Annotated in this window: 18 protein-coding genes; 6 read left to right on the top strand and 12 right to left on the bottom strand. The window is 70.1% G+C overall.

Annotation, left to right across the window (positions count from 1 at the left end; all coding sequences use genetic code 11):
* Positions 1-24: 24 nt before the first annotated feature.
* On the bottom strand, positions 25-1,245 hold the full coding sequence (locus OWR29_RS43885; protein ID WP_267569575.1) for a L,D-transpeptidase: 1,221 nt from the start codon (positions 1,243-1,245) through the stop codon (positions 25-27).
* A gap of 203 nt (positions 1,246-1,448) precedes the next feature.
* Between OWR29_RS43885 and OWR29_RS43890 the strand changes: the two genes are divergently transcribed.
* On the top strand, positions 1,449-1,994 hold the full coding sequence (locus OWR29_RS43890; protein WP_267569576.1) for a hypothetical protein: 546 nt from the start codon (positions 1,449-1,451) through the stop codon (positions 1,992-1,994).
* Here the strand turns inward: OWR29_RS43890 and OWR29_RS43895 are convergent.
* Entirely contained in the window at positions 1,951-2,145 is a 195-nt protein-coding gene (locus OWR29_RS43895) for a hypothetical protein (RefSeq protein ID WP_267569577.1), read from the bottom strand. The two genes, OWR29_RS43890 and OWR29_RS43895, sit on opposite strands and share 44 nt — an antisense overlap.
* A 54-nt stretch (positions 2,146-2,199) precedes the next feature.
* On the opposite strand from OWR29_RS43895, the gene OWR29_RS43900 reads away from it, so the two are divergent.
* Complete coding sequence (locus OWR29_RS43900) at positions 2,200-2,895, top strand: carbon-nitrogen hydrolase family protein (RefSeq protein WP_267569578.1); 696 nt, start codon at positions 2,200-2,202, stop codon at positions 2,893-2,895.
* Between the two features lie 51 nt (positions 2,896-2,946).
* Here the strand turns inward: OWR29_RS43900 and OWR29_RS43905 are convergent, their stop codons facing one another.
* The 4 genes from OWR29_RS43905 to OWR29_RS43920 are packed head-to-tail and all read right to left on the bottom strand — an operon-like array spanning position 2,947 to position 4,968.
* Positions 2,947-3,354, bottom strand: a complete 408-nt coding sequence (locus OWR29_RS43905; RefSeq protein WP_267569579.1) for an arsenate reductase ArsC — start codon at positions 3,352-3,354, stop codon at positions 2,947-2,949.
* Positions 3,355-3,371: 17 nt separating this feature from the next.
* Positions 3,372-3,869, bottom strand: a complete 498-nt coding sequence (locus OWR29_RS43910) for a GNAT family N-acetyltransferase (RefSeq protein ID WP_267569580.1) — start codon at positions 3,867-3,869, stop codon at positions 3,372-3,374.
* Entirely contained in the window at positions 3,866-4,597 is a 732-nt protein-coding gene (locus OWR29_RS43915; RefSeq protein WP_267569581.1) for an aquaporin, read from the bottom strand. The genes OWR29_RS43910 and OWR29_RS43915 overlap by 4 nt, the downstream gene beginning before the upstream one ends.
* Complete coding sequence (locus OWR29_RS43920; protein WP_438872733.1) at positions 4,594-4,968, bottom strand: ArsR/SmtB family transcription factor; 375 nt, start codon at positions 4,966-4,968, stop codon at positions 4,594-4,596. The genes OWR29_RS43915 and OWR29_RS43920 overlap by 4 nt, the downstream gene beginning before the upstream one ends.
* 77 nt (positions 4,969-5,045) lie before the next feature.
* Between OWR29_RS43920 and OWR29_RS43925 the strand changes: the two genes are divergently transcribed.
* Together OWR29_RS43925 and OWR29_RS43930 are read left to right on the top strand one after the other, a co-directional pair.
* A complete protein-coding gene (locus OWR29_RS43925) occupies positions 5,046-5,510 on the top strand; it encodes an ArsI/CadI family heavy metal resistance metalloenzyme (RefSeq protein WP_267569582.1) in 465 nt (154 codons plus the stop codon).
* Between the two features lie 143 nt (positions 5,511-5,653).
* The gene (locus OWR29_RS43930; protein ID WP_267569583.1) at positions 5,654-6,442 is read left to right on the top strand and encodes a sulfite exporter TauE/SafE family protein; all 789 of its coding nucleotides are present in this window, start codon (positions 5,654-5,656) and stop codon (positions 6,440-6,442) included.
* Positions 6,443-6,671: 229 nt separating this feature from the next.
* Here the strand turns inward: OWR29_RS43930 and OWR29_RS43935 are convergent, their stop codons facing one another.
* Both OWR29_RS43935 and OWR29_RS43940 read right to left on the bottom strand, forming a co-directional pair.
* Positions 6,672-7,466, bottom strand: a complete 795-nt coding sequence (locus tag OWR29_RS43935) for an inositol monophosphatase family protein (protein WP_438872734.1) — start codon at positions 7,464-7,466, stop codon at positions 6,672-6,674.
* A gap of 532 nt (positions 7,467-7,998) precedes the next feature.
* Positions 7,999-8,472, bottom strand: coding sequence for a MarR family winged helix-turn-helix transcriptional regulator (locus OWR29_RS43940; protein WP_267569585.1), 474 nt, complete (start codon positions 8,470-8,472; stop codon positions 7,999-8,001).
* A 48-nt stretch (positions 8,473-8,520) separates the two neighbouring features.
* On the opposite strand from OWR29_RS43940, the gene OWR29_RS43945 reads away from it, so the two are divergent.
* Positions 8,521-9,369, top strand: coding sequence for an alpha/beta fold hydrolase (locus OWR29_RS43945; RefSeq protein ID WP_267569586.1), 849 nt, complete (start codon positions 8,521-8,523; stop codon positions 9,367-9,369).
* 154 nt (positions 9,370-9,523) lie between these two features.
* Here OWR29_RS43945 and OWR29_RS43950 read toward each other — a convergent pair whose 3' ends face one another.
* Positions 9,524-10,318 (bottom strand): universal stress protein, encoded by a 795-nt coding sequence (locus OWR29_RS43950; RefSeq protein ID WP_267569587.1) that lies wholly within the window; start codon positions 10,316-10,318, stop codon positions 9,524-9,526.
* A 226-nt stretch (positions 10,319-10,544) separates the two neighbouring features.
* Between OWR29_RS43950 and OWR29_RS43955 the strand changes: the two genes are divergently transcribed.
* Positions 10,545-12,092: a serine/threonine-protein kinase gene (locus OWR29_RS43955; RefSeq protein ID WP_267569588.1), complete on the top strand. Its 1,548-nt coding sequence runs from the start codon at positions 10,545-10,547 to the stop codon at positions 12,090-12,092.
* Between the two features lie 10 nt (positions 12,093-12,102).
* On the opposite strand, the gene OWR29_RS43960 is transcribed toward OWR29_RS43955, so the two are convergent.
* From OWR29_RS43960 to OWR29_RS43970, 3 genes are read right to left on the bottom strand one after another with little or no spacing between them, the layout of a single operon-like run.
* On the bottom strand, positions 12,103-12,765 hold the full coding sequence (locus tag OWR29_RS43960; protein WP_267569589.1) for a double zinc ribbon and FHA domain-containing protein: 663 nt from the start codon (positions 12,763-12,765) through the stop codon (positions 12,103-12,105).
* Complete coding sequence (locus OWR29_RS43965) at positions 12,762-14,027, bottom strand: vWA domain-containing protein (RefSeq protein ID WP_267569590.1); 1,266 nt, start codon at positions 14,025-14,027, stop codon at positions 12,762-12,764. Before OWR29_RS43965 ends, OWR29_RS43960 begins: the two co-directional genes overlap by 4 nt.
* A gap of 3 nt (positions 14,028-14,030) precedes the next feature.
* Positions 14,031-14,969 (bottom strand): protein phosphatase 2C domain-containing protein, encoded by a 939-nt coding sequence (locus tag OWR29_RS43970; protein WP_267569591.1) that lies wholly within the window; start codon positions 14,967-14,969, stop codon positions 14,031-14,033.
* Between the last annotated feature and the right edge of the window lie 16 nt (positions 14,970-14,985).

Below are 14,985 nucleotides of genomic sequence, written 5' to 3' on the forward strand. Positions count from 1 at the left end.
CATCGGTCAGGATGATCGGCTGAGTCAGTCCGATTGGCGGTCGTACTTGTCGAACGGGACCGTCCAGTCGCCGAGGCCGTTCCAGATCGGCAGCTCGCGTGGGGTGTTCTTGACGTCGACGATGTCGCCGACCAGGAAATTGTTGTAGACCCACTTGGCGTCGGCCGTGCTCAGATTGATGCAGCCGTGCGAGAGGTTGGCCCGGCCGAGCGAACGGTTCCACGGCGCGGCGTGCAGATACTCACCCGAGTAGCTGATCCGCGTACAGAATTCGATGTTTTCGGTGACGTAGTAGTTCGGGTCTTTCGGGTCGGTGATGCCGTAGCTGGCGGAGCTCATCGTGTGCTTGCGCTTCTTGCCCAGGACGACGTGCGGGCCGCCGGCCGTCCAATAGCTGATGCGCTCGCCGTTCGCGCCGGTTGTGCCCCCGCCTTTACCCAGGCTCGATTTCATCGTACGAACCAATTTGCCGTCGATGTAGACCTTGGTCATGTGCGTCCGGTTGTCGCTGATCGCGATAAGTTGCCGGCCGATGCGGAAGTTCGTCGACGCGTTCTTCGCCCCGTACGTCGTCTTGCCGAGTTTGACGCCGAACATGTTCACTTTGACGTCGATCTTCGTGCCGGCCGCCCAGTATTTCGCCGGGCGCCAATGCACCGTACGGTCGTCGCGCCAATAGAACTTGCCGGGCACCGACGGCGAAGTCTTGACCTCGATGGCCTTTTCGGCGGCATTCTTGTTCACCGCGCGGCTGAATCGGACGATGACCGGCTGCCCGGCGCCATAGGTGCGGCCCTCTTTGAGGGCGAGCATGGCGTTGGCTTGGAAGGTGACCGTGGCCGTCTTCTCCGGCTTGAGCGTGGAGAAGGTGGTGTTGTGGGTGGTTTTGGCACCCGCGCCATCGGTGGCCGTGACGGTCACCTTGTACGTCTTGCCGTACGCGAGATCGCCGGTCGACCGCCAGCTGCCGTCGTCCTGCAGCGCGCCCTCGATCTTGGTCTTCCCGGCGGCGAGGACGACCGACTCGACCTTGCCGTCGGCCGCGCTGACCACGACCGGCTTGGTCGGCAGCACCCCGGAGCTGGCCTTCGCCGGGGTCACCGTCACCCGGACGGGCGGGACGACTGCCTCCGCCACCTCAGCCGCCGAGCCGACCCAGGAGGCGGCCCCGCCGTCGCTCTTGCCGGCCGAGGAACACCCGGCCACCGTGGCGGCCGCGGCCGCACCGACGGCACCGAAGATCACCTTGCGTCGCTGAATCATGACTCTCGCATTCGGGGGATGCCAACCGGCGCCGTCCTGGCCCGATAACTAAGACGCGAGCCGGCCGTGAAACGTTGCCCCGGTTCCGGAGGGAGATCATGGTGACAGATTTGAATCCCGCCCGATACCCCGTCCCGGCGGTAAATCGATGGTGATGCTGGTCATTCGTGCGGCATGGTTCACCGGTGATCGTCATTCAGCGCGTACGGGTGAGGTGGACGGCCGCCGGACGCGGAGCGCCCGAGGCTGATCGTCGCCGTGATTTGAACGAGCCGGTGCCGCTGCCGGCGGGGGTTCCCGCTGAGGAGGTCGTGCTGCACGACGTGCTCGCCGATGAGGCAGCCTGCTATCAGCGGGACGCGACGGTTTCGGGCGGTGGATTCGAGCTTGCCCGGGATGCCGGTTTCGGGCTGGCTAGGCGCGGGGCCGATCTGGTGATCGATCGGCTGCCGGGCTGGGAATCGTATCCGCGGCGGCCCGGCAAACAGCGGCTGTTCGTGCTGAAGCCGGGCGAGGTCGGGCGTTACCGCACAAACTTCCGGTGGACCGCCTGCGAGTGTGACCAACATTGGTCGTACGACGAATGGAACGTCCACATCGCTCACCAAACGCCATTCGTCACCGACGGTCCGGACCACGAAGCCGACCACCGGGTGCATCTTTACGGTGGCCGGCGTCGCACGGCGGTCAGTCGGGCGGCTCGGGGGCGTTCTCGTCCTCGCCCTCGTTGAGGTTGGCGCGGCGCTCGTTGATGCCCTTGTTACTGCTGCCGCTGGCCGGGGTGTCGGCGGTCGGCGGCCGATCGGTGGTGAATTCGTCAGTCTCGCCGGAACCAGTGACGGCCTGGTCGGTGCTGGCTCCGGCATTGGGTGTCTCGGTCATTTCGTACGGATACCCGTTACCAGTCATTCGGAACTTCGGCGATGGGTGGTCGTGATGCGGGTCGGGGTATGCCAGACGCCGGAGATCATGGGGGACGTGGGGGCCGCGCTCAGCCTGGTCGCGGAGTTCGCGGAACAGGCGGATGGTGTTGATCTGCTGGTCTTTCCGGAGTGTTTTCTGCAGGGGTACACGGTTACGGCTGAGCATGTACGCACGTTCGCGATGCGGCTGGAAGATGTGCGCCTGAGTGTGCGGCCGACCGTGGTGCTGGGGATGATCGAACGGCGGGGCGACCGGTTCTCCAACACGGCGGCGGTCGTGCGCGGCGGGCGGGTCGTGGGGGCGTACCGAAAGACGTTTCTGACCCGTGGCGAAAGCGTCTTCACAGCCGGGGGCGGCTATCCGGTGTTCGACTGTGCCGGTGTCCGGTTCGGCATCAACATCTGTTTCGACGGGCAGTACCCGCATGCGGCTGCGGCTGTTGCGCGGCAGGACGCTCGATTGCTGGTGTTCCCGGCGCAGAACATGATGCGGCGGGCTAACGCTTATCGCTGGCAGCACAAACACAATGAGCTGCGTCGGAAGCGGGTGCGAGAGACCGGCTTGTGGCTGGCCTCGGCCGACGTCACCGGTACGCGCGGCGACACCCATCTGGGACTCGGGCCGACATGCGTCATCAACCCATTCGGCGAAGTGGTGGCGTCGGTGCCGCCCGGAACCGTGGGAATGGCCGTCGCGACCATTACCTGACGTGGACGGGCGGGGGCGGCTCATTGCGCAGACCTTGCGGCTGATCGGGGATCAGCCGCGGTTGTTGAGCTCGGTGAGGAGTTTCTCGACGCGGGTGCGGATGTCGTCGCGGATGGGGCGGACGGCGTCGAGGTTCTGTCCTGCGGGGTCGTCCAGTTTCCAGTCTTCGTAGCGTTTGCCGGGGAAGTACGGGCAGGCGTCGCCGCAGCCCATGGTGATCACGACGTCGCTGGCTTCGACGGCTTCGGGTTCGAGTTTCCTGGGGTGTTCGGCGGTGATGTCGATGCCGACTTCGGCCATCGCTTGGACGGCGACAGGGTTGATCTGGTCGGCGGGTTCGGAGCCGGCGGAGCGGATCTCGATGGTGTCGGCGGCGAGGTGGCGTAGCCATCCGGCGGCCATTTGGGAGCGGCCGGCGTTGTGGACGCAGACGAACAGGACGCTGGGCTTGCTGGTCATGGTGGTGGCTCCGAGGCTCAGGTGATGGTGGGGCTGCGGCGTTCGATGAGGGTGACGTCGCGCCAGGTGCCGTGGTGTCGGCCGACGCGTTGGCGGGTGCCGACGGTCCGGAAGCCGCAGGCGGCGTGCAGGGCGAGGCTGGCGGTGTTCTCGGGGAAGATCCCGGATTGGATGGTCCAGATCCCGGCGGTCTCGGTGGAAGCGATCAATGCGCCGAGCAGGGTCCGGCCGACGCCGCGGCCGCGGGCGTCAGGGTGGACATAGACGGAGTGCTCGACGACGCCGGCATAGACGCAGCGGTCCGAGACCGGGCTGCAGGCGATCCAGCCGAGTATCGTGCCGTCGGCGTCGAGGGCGACGAAGCGGTGCTCCAGAAGGCGGGAGGCGGTGAACCGGGACCAGTCGGGTGGTTCGGTCTCGAAGGTGGCGTTGCCGGTGGCGATGCCGAGCCGGTAGATCTCCAAGACCGGGTGGGCGTGCTCGTCGTGCATCGGGGCGACGGTGATCGTGTTCATCGTGGCGTGGCCTCCTGCTGAGCGCGCGGGACGACGACGTCAGAGGCCGCCGGGCGGGAGCCGGGATACCACCAGGCGATGGCGGCGACGGCGAGCAGGCCGCCGGCGATCTGCGCGGCGAGGAATGCCGGCGCTGAGGCGGGGGCGATGCCGGCGAAGGTGTCGCTGAACATGCGGCCGATGGTCACGGCCGGGTTGGCGAAGCTGGTCGAGGAGGTCCACCAGTATGCGGCGCCGATGTAGGCGCCGACCGCCGCCGGCGCGGTGACCGCGCGTCCCGATCGGGCCAGCGCGACGATCAGCAGGACGAGGCCGCCGGTGGCGACCGTCTCGGCGAGCCAGAGGTTGGCGCCGGACCGGGCGGTGGCGGCGGCCGTGACGACGGGCAGGCCGAACATCAGGTTGGCCAGGATCGCGCCGCCTATCGCCCCGGCGGCTTGGGCCAGGGCGTAGGCGAGCAGGTCGCGGCCGGCCAGGCCGGTGCGGGTGGGACGGCCGAGCCACCAGTCGACCGCGGACACGACCGGGTTGAGGTGGGCGCCGGAGACCGGGCCGAAGATGAGAATCAGCGCGGCCAGAGCCAGCGCGGTGGCGACGGCGTTCTCCAGCAGTTGCAGGCCGACGTCGTCTGGGGAGAGCCTCGTTGCGGCGATGCCGGAACCGACGACTGCGGCGACCAGCAGCCCGGTTCCGGTGAACTCGGCGCTGGCGCGGCGGGCCAGGTTCACGCGTCGGCTGCGACGGTCATCGTGGACGCGTCGAGCAGCTGCGACAGCGCGGCCAGAGCCGAGGGGACGACCCGGTAGTAGACCCAGGACGCGCGCCGCTCGCCGGTGATCAGCCCGGCGTCGCGCAGCACCTTCAGGTGATGCGAGATCGTCGGCGCGGTCTGGGTGAACGCGTCGAGCAGGTCGCAGACACAAACCTCGGCGCCGGCGCGGGCGGCGATCATCGACAGCAGCCGCAACCGGACCGGGTCGCTGAGGGCCTTGAACGTCTGCGCGAACGCGACTGCGTCGGACTCGGTCACCGGCTCGGTGACCATCGGCGCATTGCAGCAGCCCTCACCGGGGATCACTCGCAACTCTGGATTCGACACCCGTCGAGTTTGACACTGGTCGAATTCGATGGCAAGCTGCGGATTAGATGACAGTCGAATCTGCTGGAGGTGCAGGGATGTCTCGTGTTCAGCTCGCGTTGCGGGTCGCCGACCTGGAGGGGTCGGTGGCGTTCTATTCCAAGCTGTTCGGCGTCGAGCCGGCCAAGCGCCGGCCCGGCTATGCGAACTTCGCGATCGCCGAGCCGCCGCTGAAGCTGGTCCTGCTCGAGGGCGAGCCCGGCCATCCGACCGTGATGGACCACCTGGGCGTGGAAGTTGAGACGTCGGAGGCGGTCGACGCGGCGACCACCCGCCTGACCGAGTCGGGTCTGATCACGCTGACCGAGGGCGACACCGAGTGTTGTTATGCGCTGCAGGACAAGGTTTGGGTGCGTGGCCCTGGCCAGGAGCCGTGGGAGGTGTATGTCGTCAAGGGAGACTCGAACGTCGGTGACAAGCCGATGCCTGACGCCGTCGACTGCTGCGCGGACAGCCCGGCAGTCGCTGCCGCCGCCCCTGCCTCAGCCGGCAGCTGTTGCTGACCCCGGCCGGTGTCTTGTAGTCGTCGACGGATGAGCGCGAGCATTCCACATATCCCAGTCAGAGACCTGCCCGGCCCCGAAGCTGCGAAACATTTGCTCGTTATCGTCGCGATTATGATGAGAGCGTCGCCGGCCCGTTTGCTATGACCTGGCAGACCGGGCTCACCGGTTTCCTGGCCGGGCTGGTGATCTCCGTCGTCACTTCGCCGGTCGGGGTGGCCGGCGCCGTGTTCCTGCTCCCCGTCCAGCTCAGCGTTCTGCATGTCCCGAGTCCGGCCGTCACCCCCACCAATCTGCTGTTCAACGTCGTAGCCGGGCCCGGCGCTCTTGCCCGCTACCGCCGCAACGGCCAGCTCATCGGCCCGCTCGCTCGACTCCTGATCGCCGGCACCGTCCCAGGGGTCATCCTCGGCGCGATCGTCCGGGTCTTCGCCATACCCGGTCCGCAGGTGTTCCGCATCGTGGCGGCCGCGGTGCTGCTCCCACTCGGCCTATGGCTTCTCGGTCGCACACTGCGCCCGGTAACGGCTGATCGGCCACCGCTGTCGCGGCGCACGATCCTGGGCCTCAGCGTCGTCACCGGCGCCGTCGGCGGCATCTACGGCATCGGCGGCGGATCCGTCCTCGGCCCGATCCTCGCCGGACGCGGCATGCCGATGACGCAGATCGCGCCCGCCGCTCTCGCCGCCACCTTCGCGACATCTCTGGCCGGCGCCGGAACCTACGGCGTCCTGGCCCTGACTACCAGCGGAAACATCGCCCCGCACTGGACCCTGGGGCTGCTCTGCGGAGCCGGCGGACTCATCGGCGGCTACCTCGGCGCCCGACTCCAGCCCCACCTACCGGAACGGGCGCTGCGACTGCTCCTCGGAACCCTTGCCACCGCAATCGCCGTGCTCTACCTGATTCAAAGCCTTCAACCCCAGAGGTAGTACCGGAGATCCGCAGAAGGATGTCGTCCCGAACACACGCCCATCGAATCCGGCGAACAAGGCCTGGGCTCGGAACTCGCGATCCAACGGGGCCACTAGTAGCGCTCAGAACCACTTGGCCGCTCTCATGAGTTGGGGCGGTTTTCGTGTGGCGGCTCGAACCGGGCCGGGGCACCCGTATGAGGCCATCGGCGCGGGTCGGGTCGCCTTTGTGGGCGAGCTTGGGTTTTTATGAGGCGGCCCGGGCGGCGGGGTCGCCGACGAGGGTGAGGGCCGCTTCGCGCAGGGCGTCGCTGCGGGCGTACACCGAAGCACCCGGACCGGGACGCAAGCGTCCGTTGACGCCGCTGTAGCTGCCGCCGGCCTCCTGCACGATCAGGGAGGTCGCGGCGAAGTCCCAGATCTGGCCGCCGGTCTGCACGGCCAGGTCGAGGTCGCCGCGCGCGATCATCAGGGCCGGGTGGATGGGCCAGGGCAGCGCGGGGGTCACCTCTTTGATCGGCGCCACGAGCTCGCGGCCCCAGTCCTCGGGGACCACGCCGAGGCGGCAACCGGCCACCGAGTCAGCGCCGGCCGAGACGTGCACTGGCGTTTCCGCAACGACCCGACCGCCGACCACGCGCCCCTCGAACGATCCGCCGTCGCGCGTCGCCCACCACAGGCTGCCCTGTGCGGGGTGGGCCGCCACCGCCGCGACGATCTCGCCGTCCTCCTCGAGGGCGATCAGAATCAGCCATCGGTTGTCGCCCGCCACGAACAGCGCCGTGCCGTCGATCGGGTCGATGATCCAGCGGCGGCCGGAGGAGCCGGTCTGACCCTCCTCCTCGCCGAGAATGGCGTCGCCGGGGCAGGCCGCGGTCAGCACGTCCCGGATGGCCGACTCGACCGCGCGGTCGGCCGCGGTTACCACCGAACCGTCCGCCTTGACCTCACGCGACAGTTCGGCCAGCGCCTCGAAGTGCGGCAGCGCCACCGCCGCCCCGGTCAAAGCGGCCCGCTGCGCGAGCTGAAGATCCGTCTCCACGATCCCCATCCTGCCTCCGATCGTCCGCCGCCCAAGGCGACGCGCGGGCCGTGTCACCCACCTCACTGACAGCCCACCGCACCCGGTTGAACACCGGACCAAGCCCACCCCAACCCTCCGGTACGCCCGAACCGATCCCCATCGCAGCGATGCGGCCGCGACGCCACACGAACGCCGACGCCGACGGCCGGCCGCCGCTCGGTGTTGACCGGTTCATGTCGCCGGCTGCGTGACGTTGTTCGTTTGTTCTCCGCAGCGCATCGCTGGCGCGCTTGTGTGCTTCTGCGGGGCGGCGCCGGCGCGCTTCTGTGCTTCGCGCGGGGCGGCGCCAGCGCGACTTGTGTCGCCGGCTGCGCGACGTTGTTCGTTTGTTCTCCGCAGCGCATCGCCGGCGCCCTTCTGTGCTTCGCGCGGGGCGGCGCCGGCGCGACCGGGAATGGCCGGTGCGGTCAAGTGTCAAGCGCCGAGGTCGCGGGCCATCCAGCCAGGGTGCCGATGCGGATTCGTATGTATTCGCCGGTGGGGCCAGGTGTCAGGCGCCGAGGTCGCGGGCCATCCAGCCGGGGGTGTCGAAGCGGATGGGCTGGTCGCCGACCAGCGAGGCCAGCTGGTCTTCGAGGGTTTCCAGCTGCTCGGAGCCGATCTGCTCGGCCCACTGGCGGCGGCGGGCGTTCAGGACGGCTTCGCCTTTGCGCAGCACCTCGAAGCCGAGCTCGGTCACGCGCAGGCGTTTGCGGCGGGCGTCGCGGGTGTCCGGTTCGCTCGTTACATAGCCACGTTCTTGCAGAATGGTGATCGTTCGTGCAGCCGACTGTTTGGTGATCGACAAGCTGCGGCCGAGTTCGGACGCGCTCTCGGCGCCGTTGGCGATGGCGCGCATGGCGAAATCATGCACCGGGCGCGCATCCTCGTGCCCCATCTCGGCCAGTTCGGTGATCGCCTCGTCCACCATCGCGCGGAAGCCGGCCAGCAGCAGCAGCGCGAGATCAGGCCCGGAACGGTTCATGCGGCGAGCCTAGACAAACGACAGTCTGACTGTCTATCTTTCGACAGCATGACTGTCGAATCAAAGGTCGAGCACCACTACGCCGAGGTCAACGGCACGACGCTGCACTACGTCTCGGCCGGCGCAGAGGGCGAGCCGGTCCTGCTCGTGCACGGCTTCCCCGAAAGCTGGTACGCCTTCCACAAGCTCATCCCGCTGCTGGCCGCCCACCACCGCGTTTTCGCCGTCGACCTGCGCGGTTTCGGCGACTCCGTACTCGCGGGCGACGATCACGACAGCGCCACCGCCGCTGAAGACCTGCATGAGCTGATCGCGCATCTCGGCGTCGGACCTGTGCACCTGACCGGCCAGGACATCGCCGGCGCCACGGTCTTCCGGCTGGCTACCACCCACCCCGAGGACGTTCGCAGCCTGACTGCGATCGAGATGGGCCTGCCCGGCTACGGCCTCGAGGCGCTGGCCGACGTCACCCACGGCGGCGCCTGGCACATCGGCGTCCTGGCCGCGCCCGGCATTCCCGACTTGCTGCTCACCGGACGCGAACGCGCATTCCTGAGCGAATACGCATTCCCGTCGATGACCGCCGTCGCCGGAGCGATCACCGACGCCGACATCGACGAGTTCGCGCGCAGCTACGCACGCCCCGGCGGCTGGCGGGGCGCGGCCGGCCTGTACCGCTCGATGTTGAGCGAGGGTGACAACATCGTGCAACTTCCGCCATTGCAAACGCGCGTTCTGGCCGTCGGCGCCGGTGGCGGCCCCTTCACCGCCAACACGATGTCGCAAGCCACCGCCGGCACCGTCCACTCGGTCCAGCTGAACGGTGTCGGTCACTACGCAGCCATGGAGGCCCCGGACGAGCTGGCCAAGGCCCTGCTCGACTTCTTCGCGGCCTGAGCGCTCGCCGGAGTCGGGCGCGGCGGGCCGTACTGGCCGGGGTCGCGCGCGGCGGGCTGTTCTCGGGGTCGGGCGGCGGGCCGTCCTGGCCGAAGACCCAGGCATCGCCGGAGGAGCGGATCAGCGGCATCCTCCGGCGGATCGCTGCGCGGGGTTACCTCGCTATCACCACTGGGCAGGAGGAGCGGCGGAGGAGGCGGCTGCCGATCGAGCCGAGCATCAGGCCCTCGTAGCCGTGGGTGCGGGGGCCTACGACGACCATGCGGGCGGCGCGGGAGCGCTGCACCAGCACCTTGTCGGCTCGGCCGTCGACGAACTCGCGGTGGGCGTGGACGTCCGGGTACTTCTCGCGCCACGGGTCCAGTTCCGCGTCGAGGCCGGCGTCCAGCGGGTCGTCGGGGCCGGTCCGCTCGCCGACCGTGACGGCTTGGACGTCGGTGTGGTGCAGGGAAGCTTCTTCGAAGGCGCGGCCCACGACGGCCGACGAGCCGTTGCCGTCTACGCCGGCGACGACCGGGCCGGCCTCCGGGTCGTAGTGGCCACGCACCACGACCACGCAGCACTTGGCCTGGGTGGCGACCTGGCTGCTCACCGAGCCGAACGGCAGCACCGGCAGGCCGCCCTCGTGCCGGCTGCCGACGACCACCATCGCCGCTTCTTCGGCCGCGTGGACCAGCATCGGCACGGCGTAGCCGGGAAGGGCCAGGCAGCGCACCTCGATGTCCGGGGCGGCCGCGTGGGCCTGGGCGACCGCGCGGCGCAGGTTCTCGGCCGCGTGTTCCTCGGCCGTGCGTTTGGCCGACGGGCCGGGAATGGATCGTTCGCGGTAGTAGGCCGCCATCACTCGAAGCTCGGCCCCGCGGCGTGAGGCCTCGGCGGCGGCCCAGCCGACCGCCGCGGTGGCGTGGTCCGAGCCGTCCACACCTACCACGATCCGCGATTTGATCATGTCCGCCTCCTCGTAACAGGCGGTCGCCGGGAACCGGCGGCTCAATTCCAGATTCGACCTGTCGAGGCACCGTTGACAAGCCCATTCGACGGCCAATGACATTTCAGACAAGACCCCGGCGCGGAGCGGTCCACATGGTCGGTGGATGTCGGAACGGTCGGTTCGGGTGAGGGCGGTGGCCGGGCTGCGGATGCGGACGGCGGTCGATGTCGGCAGACTGGCGCGAATGGACGGATCGATCTCCGCCGCCGGGCCCGGGACGGACCTGGCCGGGCGGGTGCTGGGTGGGCGGTACGAGCTGCTGGTTCCCATCGGCACGGGTGGCATGGCGGTTGTCTGGCGGGGGCGCGACCATGTGCTGGCCCGGGAGGTCGCGGTCAAGATCGTGGCTACGGCGGCCGCGGACCATCGCATCCGGCAGGAGGCGCAAGCGGCGGCGGCGCTGTCGCATCCGAACATCGCGCAGGTGCACGACTATGGTGAGTTCCGCACGAACGGGGGGCTTTTCCCGTACGTGGTGATGGAACTGGTCGAAGGCGGCACGCTCGCCCAGCGGCTGGCGTCCGGGCCGGTCAGCCCGCCCCTGGCGATGCGGGTGTGCGCCGAGGTCGCGGCCGCGCTGGCCGCCGCCCACTCGGCCGGGCTGGTGCACCGGGACATCAAGCCGGCCAACGTCATGCTCGGACCGACCGGGGCCAAGGTCGTCGACTTCGGGATCGCCGCCGTCACCGCGCCGAGTGGCACTGGTGATCTCGATCCCGAACTTCTGGGCACGCCCGCCTACCTGGCGCCGGAGCGGCTGATCGACGACGCCGTGGAACCGGCCTCCGACGTGTACGCGCTCGGTGTGGTCCTCTACCGGCTGCTCAGCGGGCACTCGCCGTGGACCACCGAGGACACCACGCAGATGTTGAAGAACCACATCTACGTCGAGCCGGCGCCGCTGCCGGCCGTGCCGGGCGTCCCGGGTCACGTCCGCGATCTGTGTGAACGGTGCCTGCGCAAGGACCCGTCCGGCCGCCCGAGCGCCCGCGAGGCGGCCACCCTGCTGTCGGCCGGCGCCGAGCCGACAGTCCCAGCTCCGGCGAGGAATGCCGGGCAGGCGGCTCACACCCCAGCGGACGCTCCGGCGCGGATCGTCCGCGCACGGGGACGCACGCCGGCCGGTAACGCTGCGCCGGCTAGACGGCCCGCGCTGGTCGCCGCGACCGTTGCCGCCATGGTCGCGGTGGGCGCCGCCGGATGGATGCTCGCTCCCGGCGATAAGCGGACGGCCGGCTCCCCGTCGGCCACGCCCTCTCCGGCGCCTCCGCCCAGCGGCAGGGCTTCGGTCACCGCCTCGGTGCGTCCGGCCGATGCCGCACCGAGCGCCCGGCGATCGGCCGGCCCCATCGCGGCCGCGACACCGGCGAACCGCCCGGCCACGACGTCGGCGGCGCCGGCGGACACCGCGACACCGACCGGCACGACCACGACCCCGGTCACCGCCACCGTGACGCCGCCGGGAGCACCCACTGCCGCTCCGACCGTGACCACGGTGGCCCCACCGCCCGCCACGAGATCGTTCTCATCGACCGCCGGAACGCTGACGGCCACCTGCCCGTCGCCGAGCACCGCCGAGATTCTTTCCTATTCGCCCAGCAAGACGTTCAAGGTGCAGTCGGCCGACCCGGGCCCGGGCCCGGCCGCCACCGTCACCTTCAAGCACGGCAAAGCGACCACCACGATGACAGTGACCTGCGACGCGGGCCGGCCCGCCGCCTCGACCACCTAGCCGGCGGCCGCTAGGAAGCGGGGGAGTTGAGAGTGAGGGTGGTCCAGGCGCCTACGTGCACCCGGTCACCGCTGGTCAGGGAGCGCGACTCCCCGGCCGTCAGTGGCTGCTGGTCGTCGTTGATGTAGGTGCCGTTGGTGGAGCCCAGGTCGGACACCAGCCACACCCCGTCGACGCTCAGGGTGAGCAGCGCGTGGGAGTGGGACACGCCGGGGTCGTCCTCGGACAGGTCGATCTCGGGGTGGGTGCCCTTCGAATTGCTCTTGCGCCCGATCCGCACCTGCGGCGGCGGCAGCGAGACCGTACGCGCGGCCTGCGCCGCCGGGAACTCGATGCCGTCGATGGCGTTCTCGGCGAAGTACACCGGGTCGGGCGCGATCGTCACGGTCCACCCGGCCGTGGGTCCGGCCGGGGCCGCCGAAACCGGGCTGACCAGAGCGGGGACCCGGCCGGTGTCGTGATCGAAGCCGCAGTCCTCGCAGAACCGGGCGGTGCCGGCTCGAGGCGTACCGCAATTGGGGCACGGCGGGGCGGAAGCGGGTGCCGCCGCCGAGGCGGGCGCCGCCACGACCGCCGGAGAAGCGGCCGTAGACCCGGAGATCTTGGCCCCGCACGTGTCGCAGAAGTCGCTCTCTTCCGAGGCGTGACCCTTGGGGCAGGCGTACGTCGTCACTGGCCGCGCCCCACCCGGACGGTCTTGGTCGAGCGGGTGTCCAGTGCCATCTCGTCGGCCGCGGCCACCTTGCGCCGCAGCCGCACCGTGCCCGTCGCCGCGTCCTCGATCTCGACCACCGTGGCTAGCAGTTCGGACGTGGCCTTGTTGCCGCTCTCGTGGGCCAGCTGGGCCGCCCGGCCGAACTTTATCGTGGCGGTGTGGTCGTCGCCCGCCTTGCGCGCCTCGATGCCGGCCTGGATGGTCTCGGCCAGCTCGGCCTGGCCGGTGTAGTGGGCCACCTGCCGGTTGATCCGGGTCGACAGGGCCGCGTCGTCGGTCCACACCGCGCGGACCAGCGCCTGCGTCAGCACGTTGTCGCCCTCGACCAGCGAGATCCGCGCGGCCAGCATCTCGTCGCCGGCCGCGCCCGGCGGCACGTCGACGCACACGTGGTAGTCGCGGCTCTCGGCGCCCCACGACCCGAGCGGGTACCGTCCGGCCCGGGCCCCGTCGGCCACCCGCTTGCCGGTCAGGTCGGCCACCTGGGGCTCCACCTGCTTGACGAAGCGGACAGTGGCGTTGACCGGCGTCCAGACCTTCAGCTGGACGTCGGCCGAGGTCTTGCCCATCGCGGCGGTCATCATCTGTTCGAAGGCGGCCGTCAGGTCGGACGGGCGGGCCACGATGTCGACGGTGCCCAGCATGGCGTCGGCGATCTTGCGGAGCTCGGACACCTTCCAGTTGGTGCCCACGCCCCGGCAGTCGACCGCGAACTTGCCGGCGATCGTCTCGAGCACGCTCTCGAGGTAGCCCGCGCGCTCGCCGTTGTCGCCGTCGGTGAGCATGATGGCGTGCGCGATGTCGCCCGGCCGCTGGGCCATCAGCTGGGCCGCGAGCAGCAGCCAGGCGCCCATGGCGGTGCCGCCGCTGGCGTGCAGCCGGTCGATGGCCCAGGTCGCCTCGGCCCGGGTCTGGGCCGACGACACGGCGAGCTGGCCGGGTGCCGGGAACAGTTGCTGGGCCGTGCCCACGCCGGCGATGAGCGCGAAGTGCACGCCGTCGTCGAGGCAGGCCACGGCCGCCTTGGCCGCCTGCCGGGCTGCCGCGATGCGCCCCTCGGCCTGCATCGAGCCGGAGGCGTCGACGATGATGATCTCGGTGGCGCCGGCGGTGCGCTGCCCGCTCGCGCTGCCCGTCGAGGTGACGGTGACGATCGCGTTGACCTCGGTCGCCCCGAGGGCGAGGAACTCGTTCTGGAAGGCCTCGGCGGTGTACGTCATCCCTTATTCCTTAGAACTAGGCGACACGGGGATCAGAGCCACGGTGATGTTGTCGGCGCCGCCGGCGGTGTTGGCGTAGTCGGCCAGCCACCGGGCGGCAGAGATCAGCGTGCCTTGCTCGCGCAACCCCTCGCGCACGGCGGCGGCGAAGGCGGCCGGGTCGGTGAGGTAGTTCCACAGCCCGTCGCTGCACAGCACCAGGTGTCCCGGGTCGCCGACCACGAATTCGCCCGTACGCGGGGTGACCTTGCCGGCGTCGGCGCCCAGCCAGGCGGTGATGGCGTGCGCCTTCGGGTCGCGCATCGCCTGTTCCGGGTCCGCACCCAGCGCGATCACGTGGGTGGCCCACGAGTCGTCCTCGGTCAGCTGCTCGGCCGGGCCGACGTCGGGCACCCAGTAGGCGCGGCTGTCGCCGATCCAGCCCACGGTGACCGCGTCGCCGCGCACGGCGGCCGCCACGATCGTGCAGGCCGGGTTGGAGGCCTGCCGGCGCGGGTCGCCCGAGGCGGCCAGTTCGGCCACCGCGACCTGGGCCGCCTGGATGGCCGCGACCACGTCACCCGACGCGATCGAGGCCCCGGCCGCCTGCACCGCGGTCAGCGAGGCCACGTCGGGGTCGAACGACGACGAGACGCCGTCGCTGACCACCACGTCGACCTCGGCGTCCCGCGTGACCAGCCACATCGCGTCCTCGTTGCGATGATGCCGCAGCCCGCGGTCGGTCACGGAGGCGGCGACCTCGCCGCAGTCGGTCTCGAGATGATCGCGTTCGCGCCCGGCCAGCATCCCGCAATGCTCGCAGTACCCGTCCTCGCCCACGCCGCCGGGTGTCCCGCAGTGCGGGCACTCGGGCTCGGCGGCCAGCGACCGGCCGCAGACCTCGCAGAAGGCTGCTCCGGCGGTGCGCTCATCGGCGCACGAGGCGCAGTCGGTCATCGTCATCGGGCCTCGCTCTTGA

Source organism: Paractinoplanes pyxinae (genome assembly GCF_026626335.1).
Classification (GTDB): domain Bacteria; phylum Actinomycetota; class Actinomycetes; order Mycobacteriales; family Micromonosporaceae; genus Actinoplanes; species Actinoplanes pyxinae.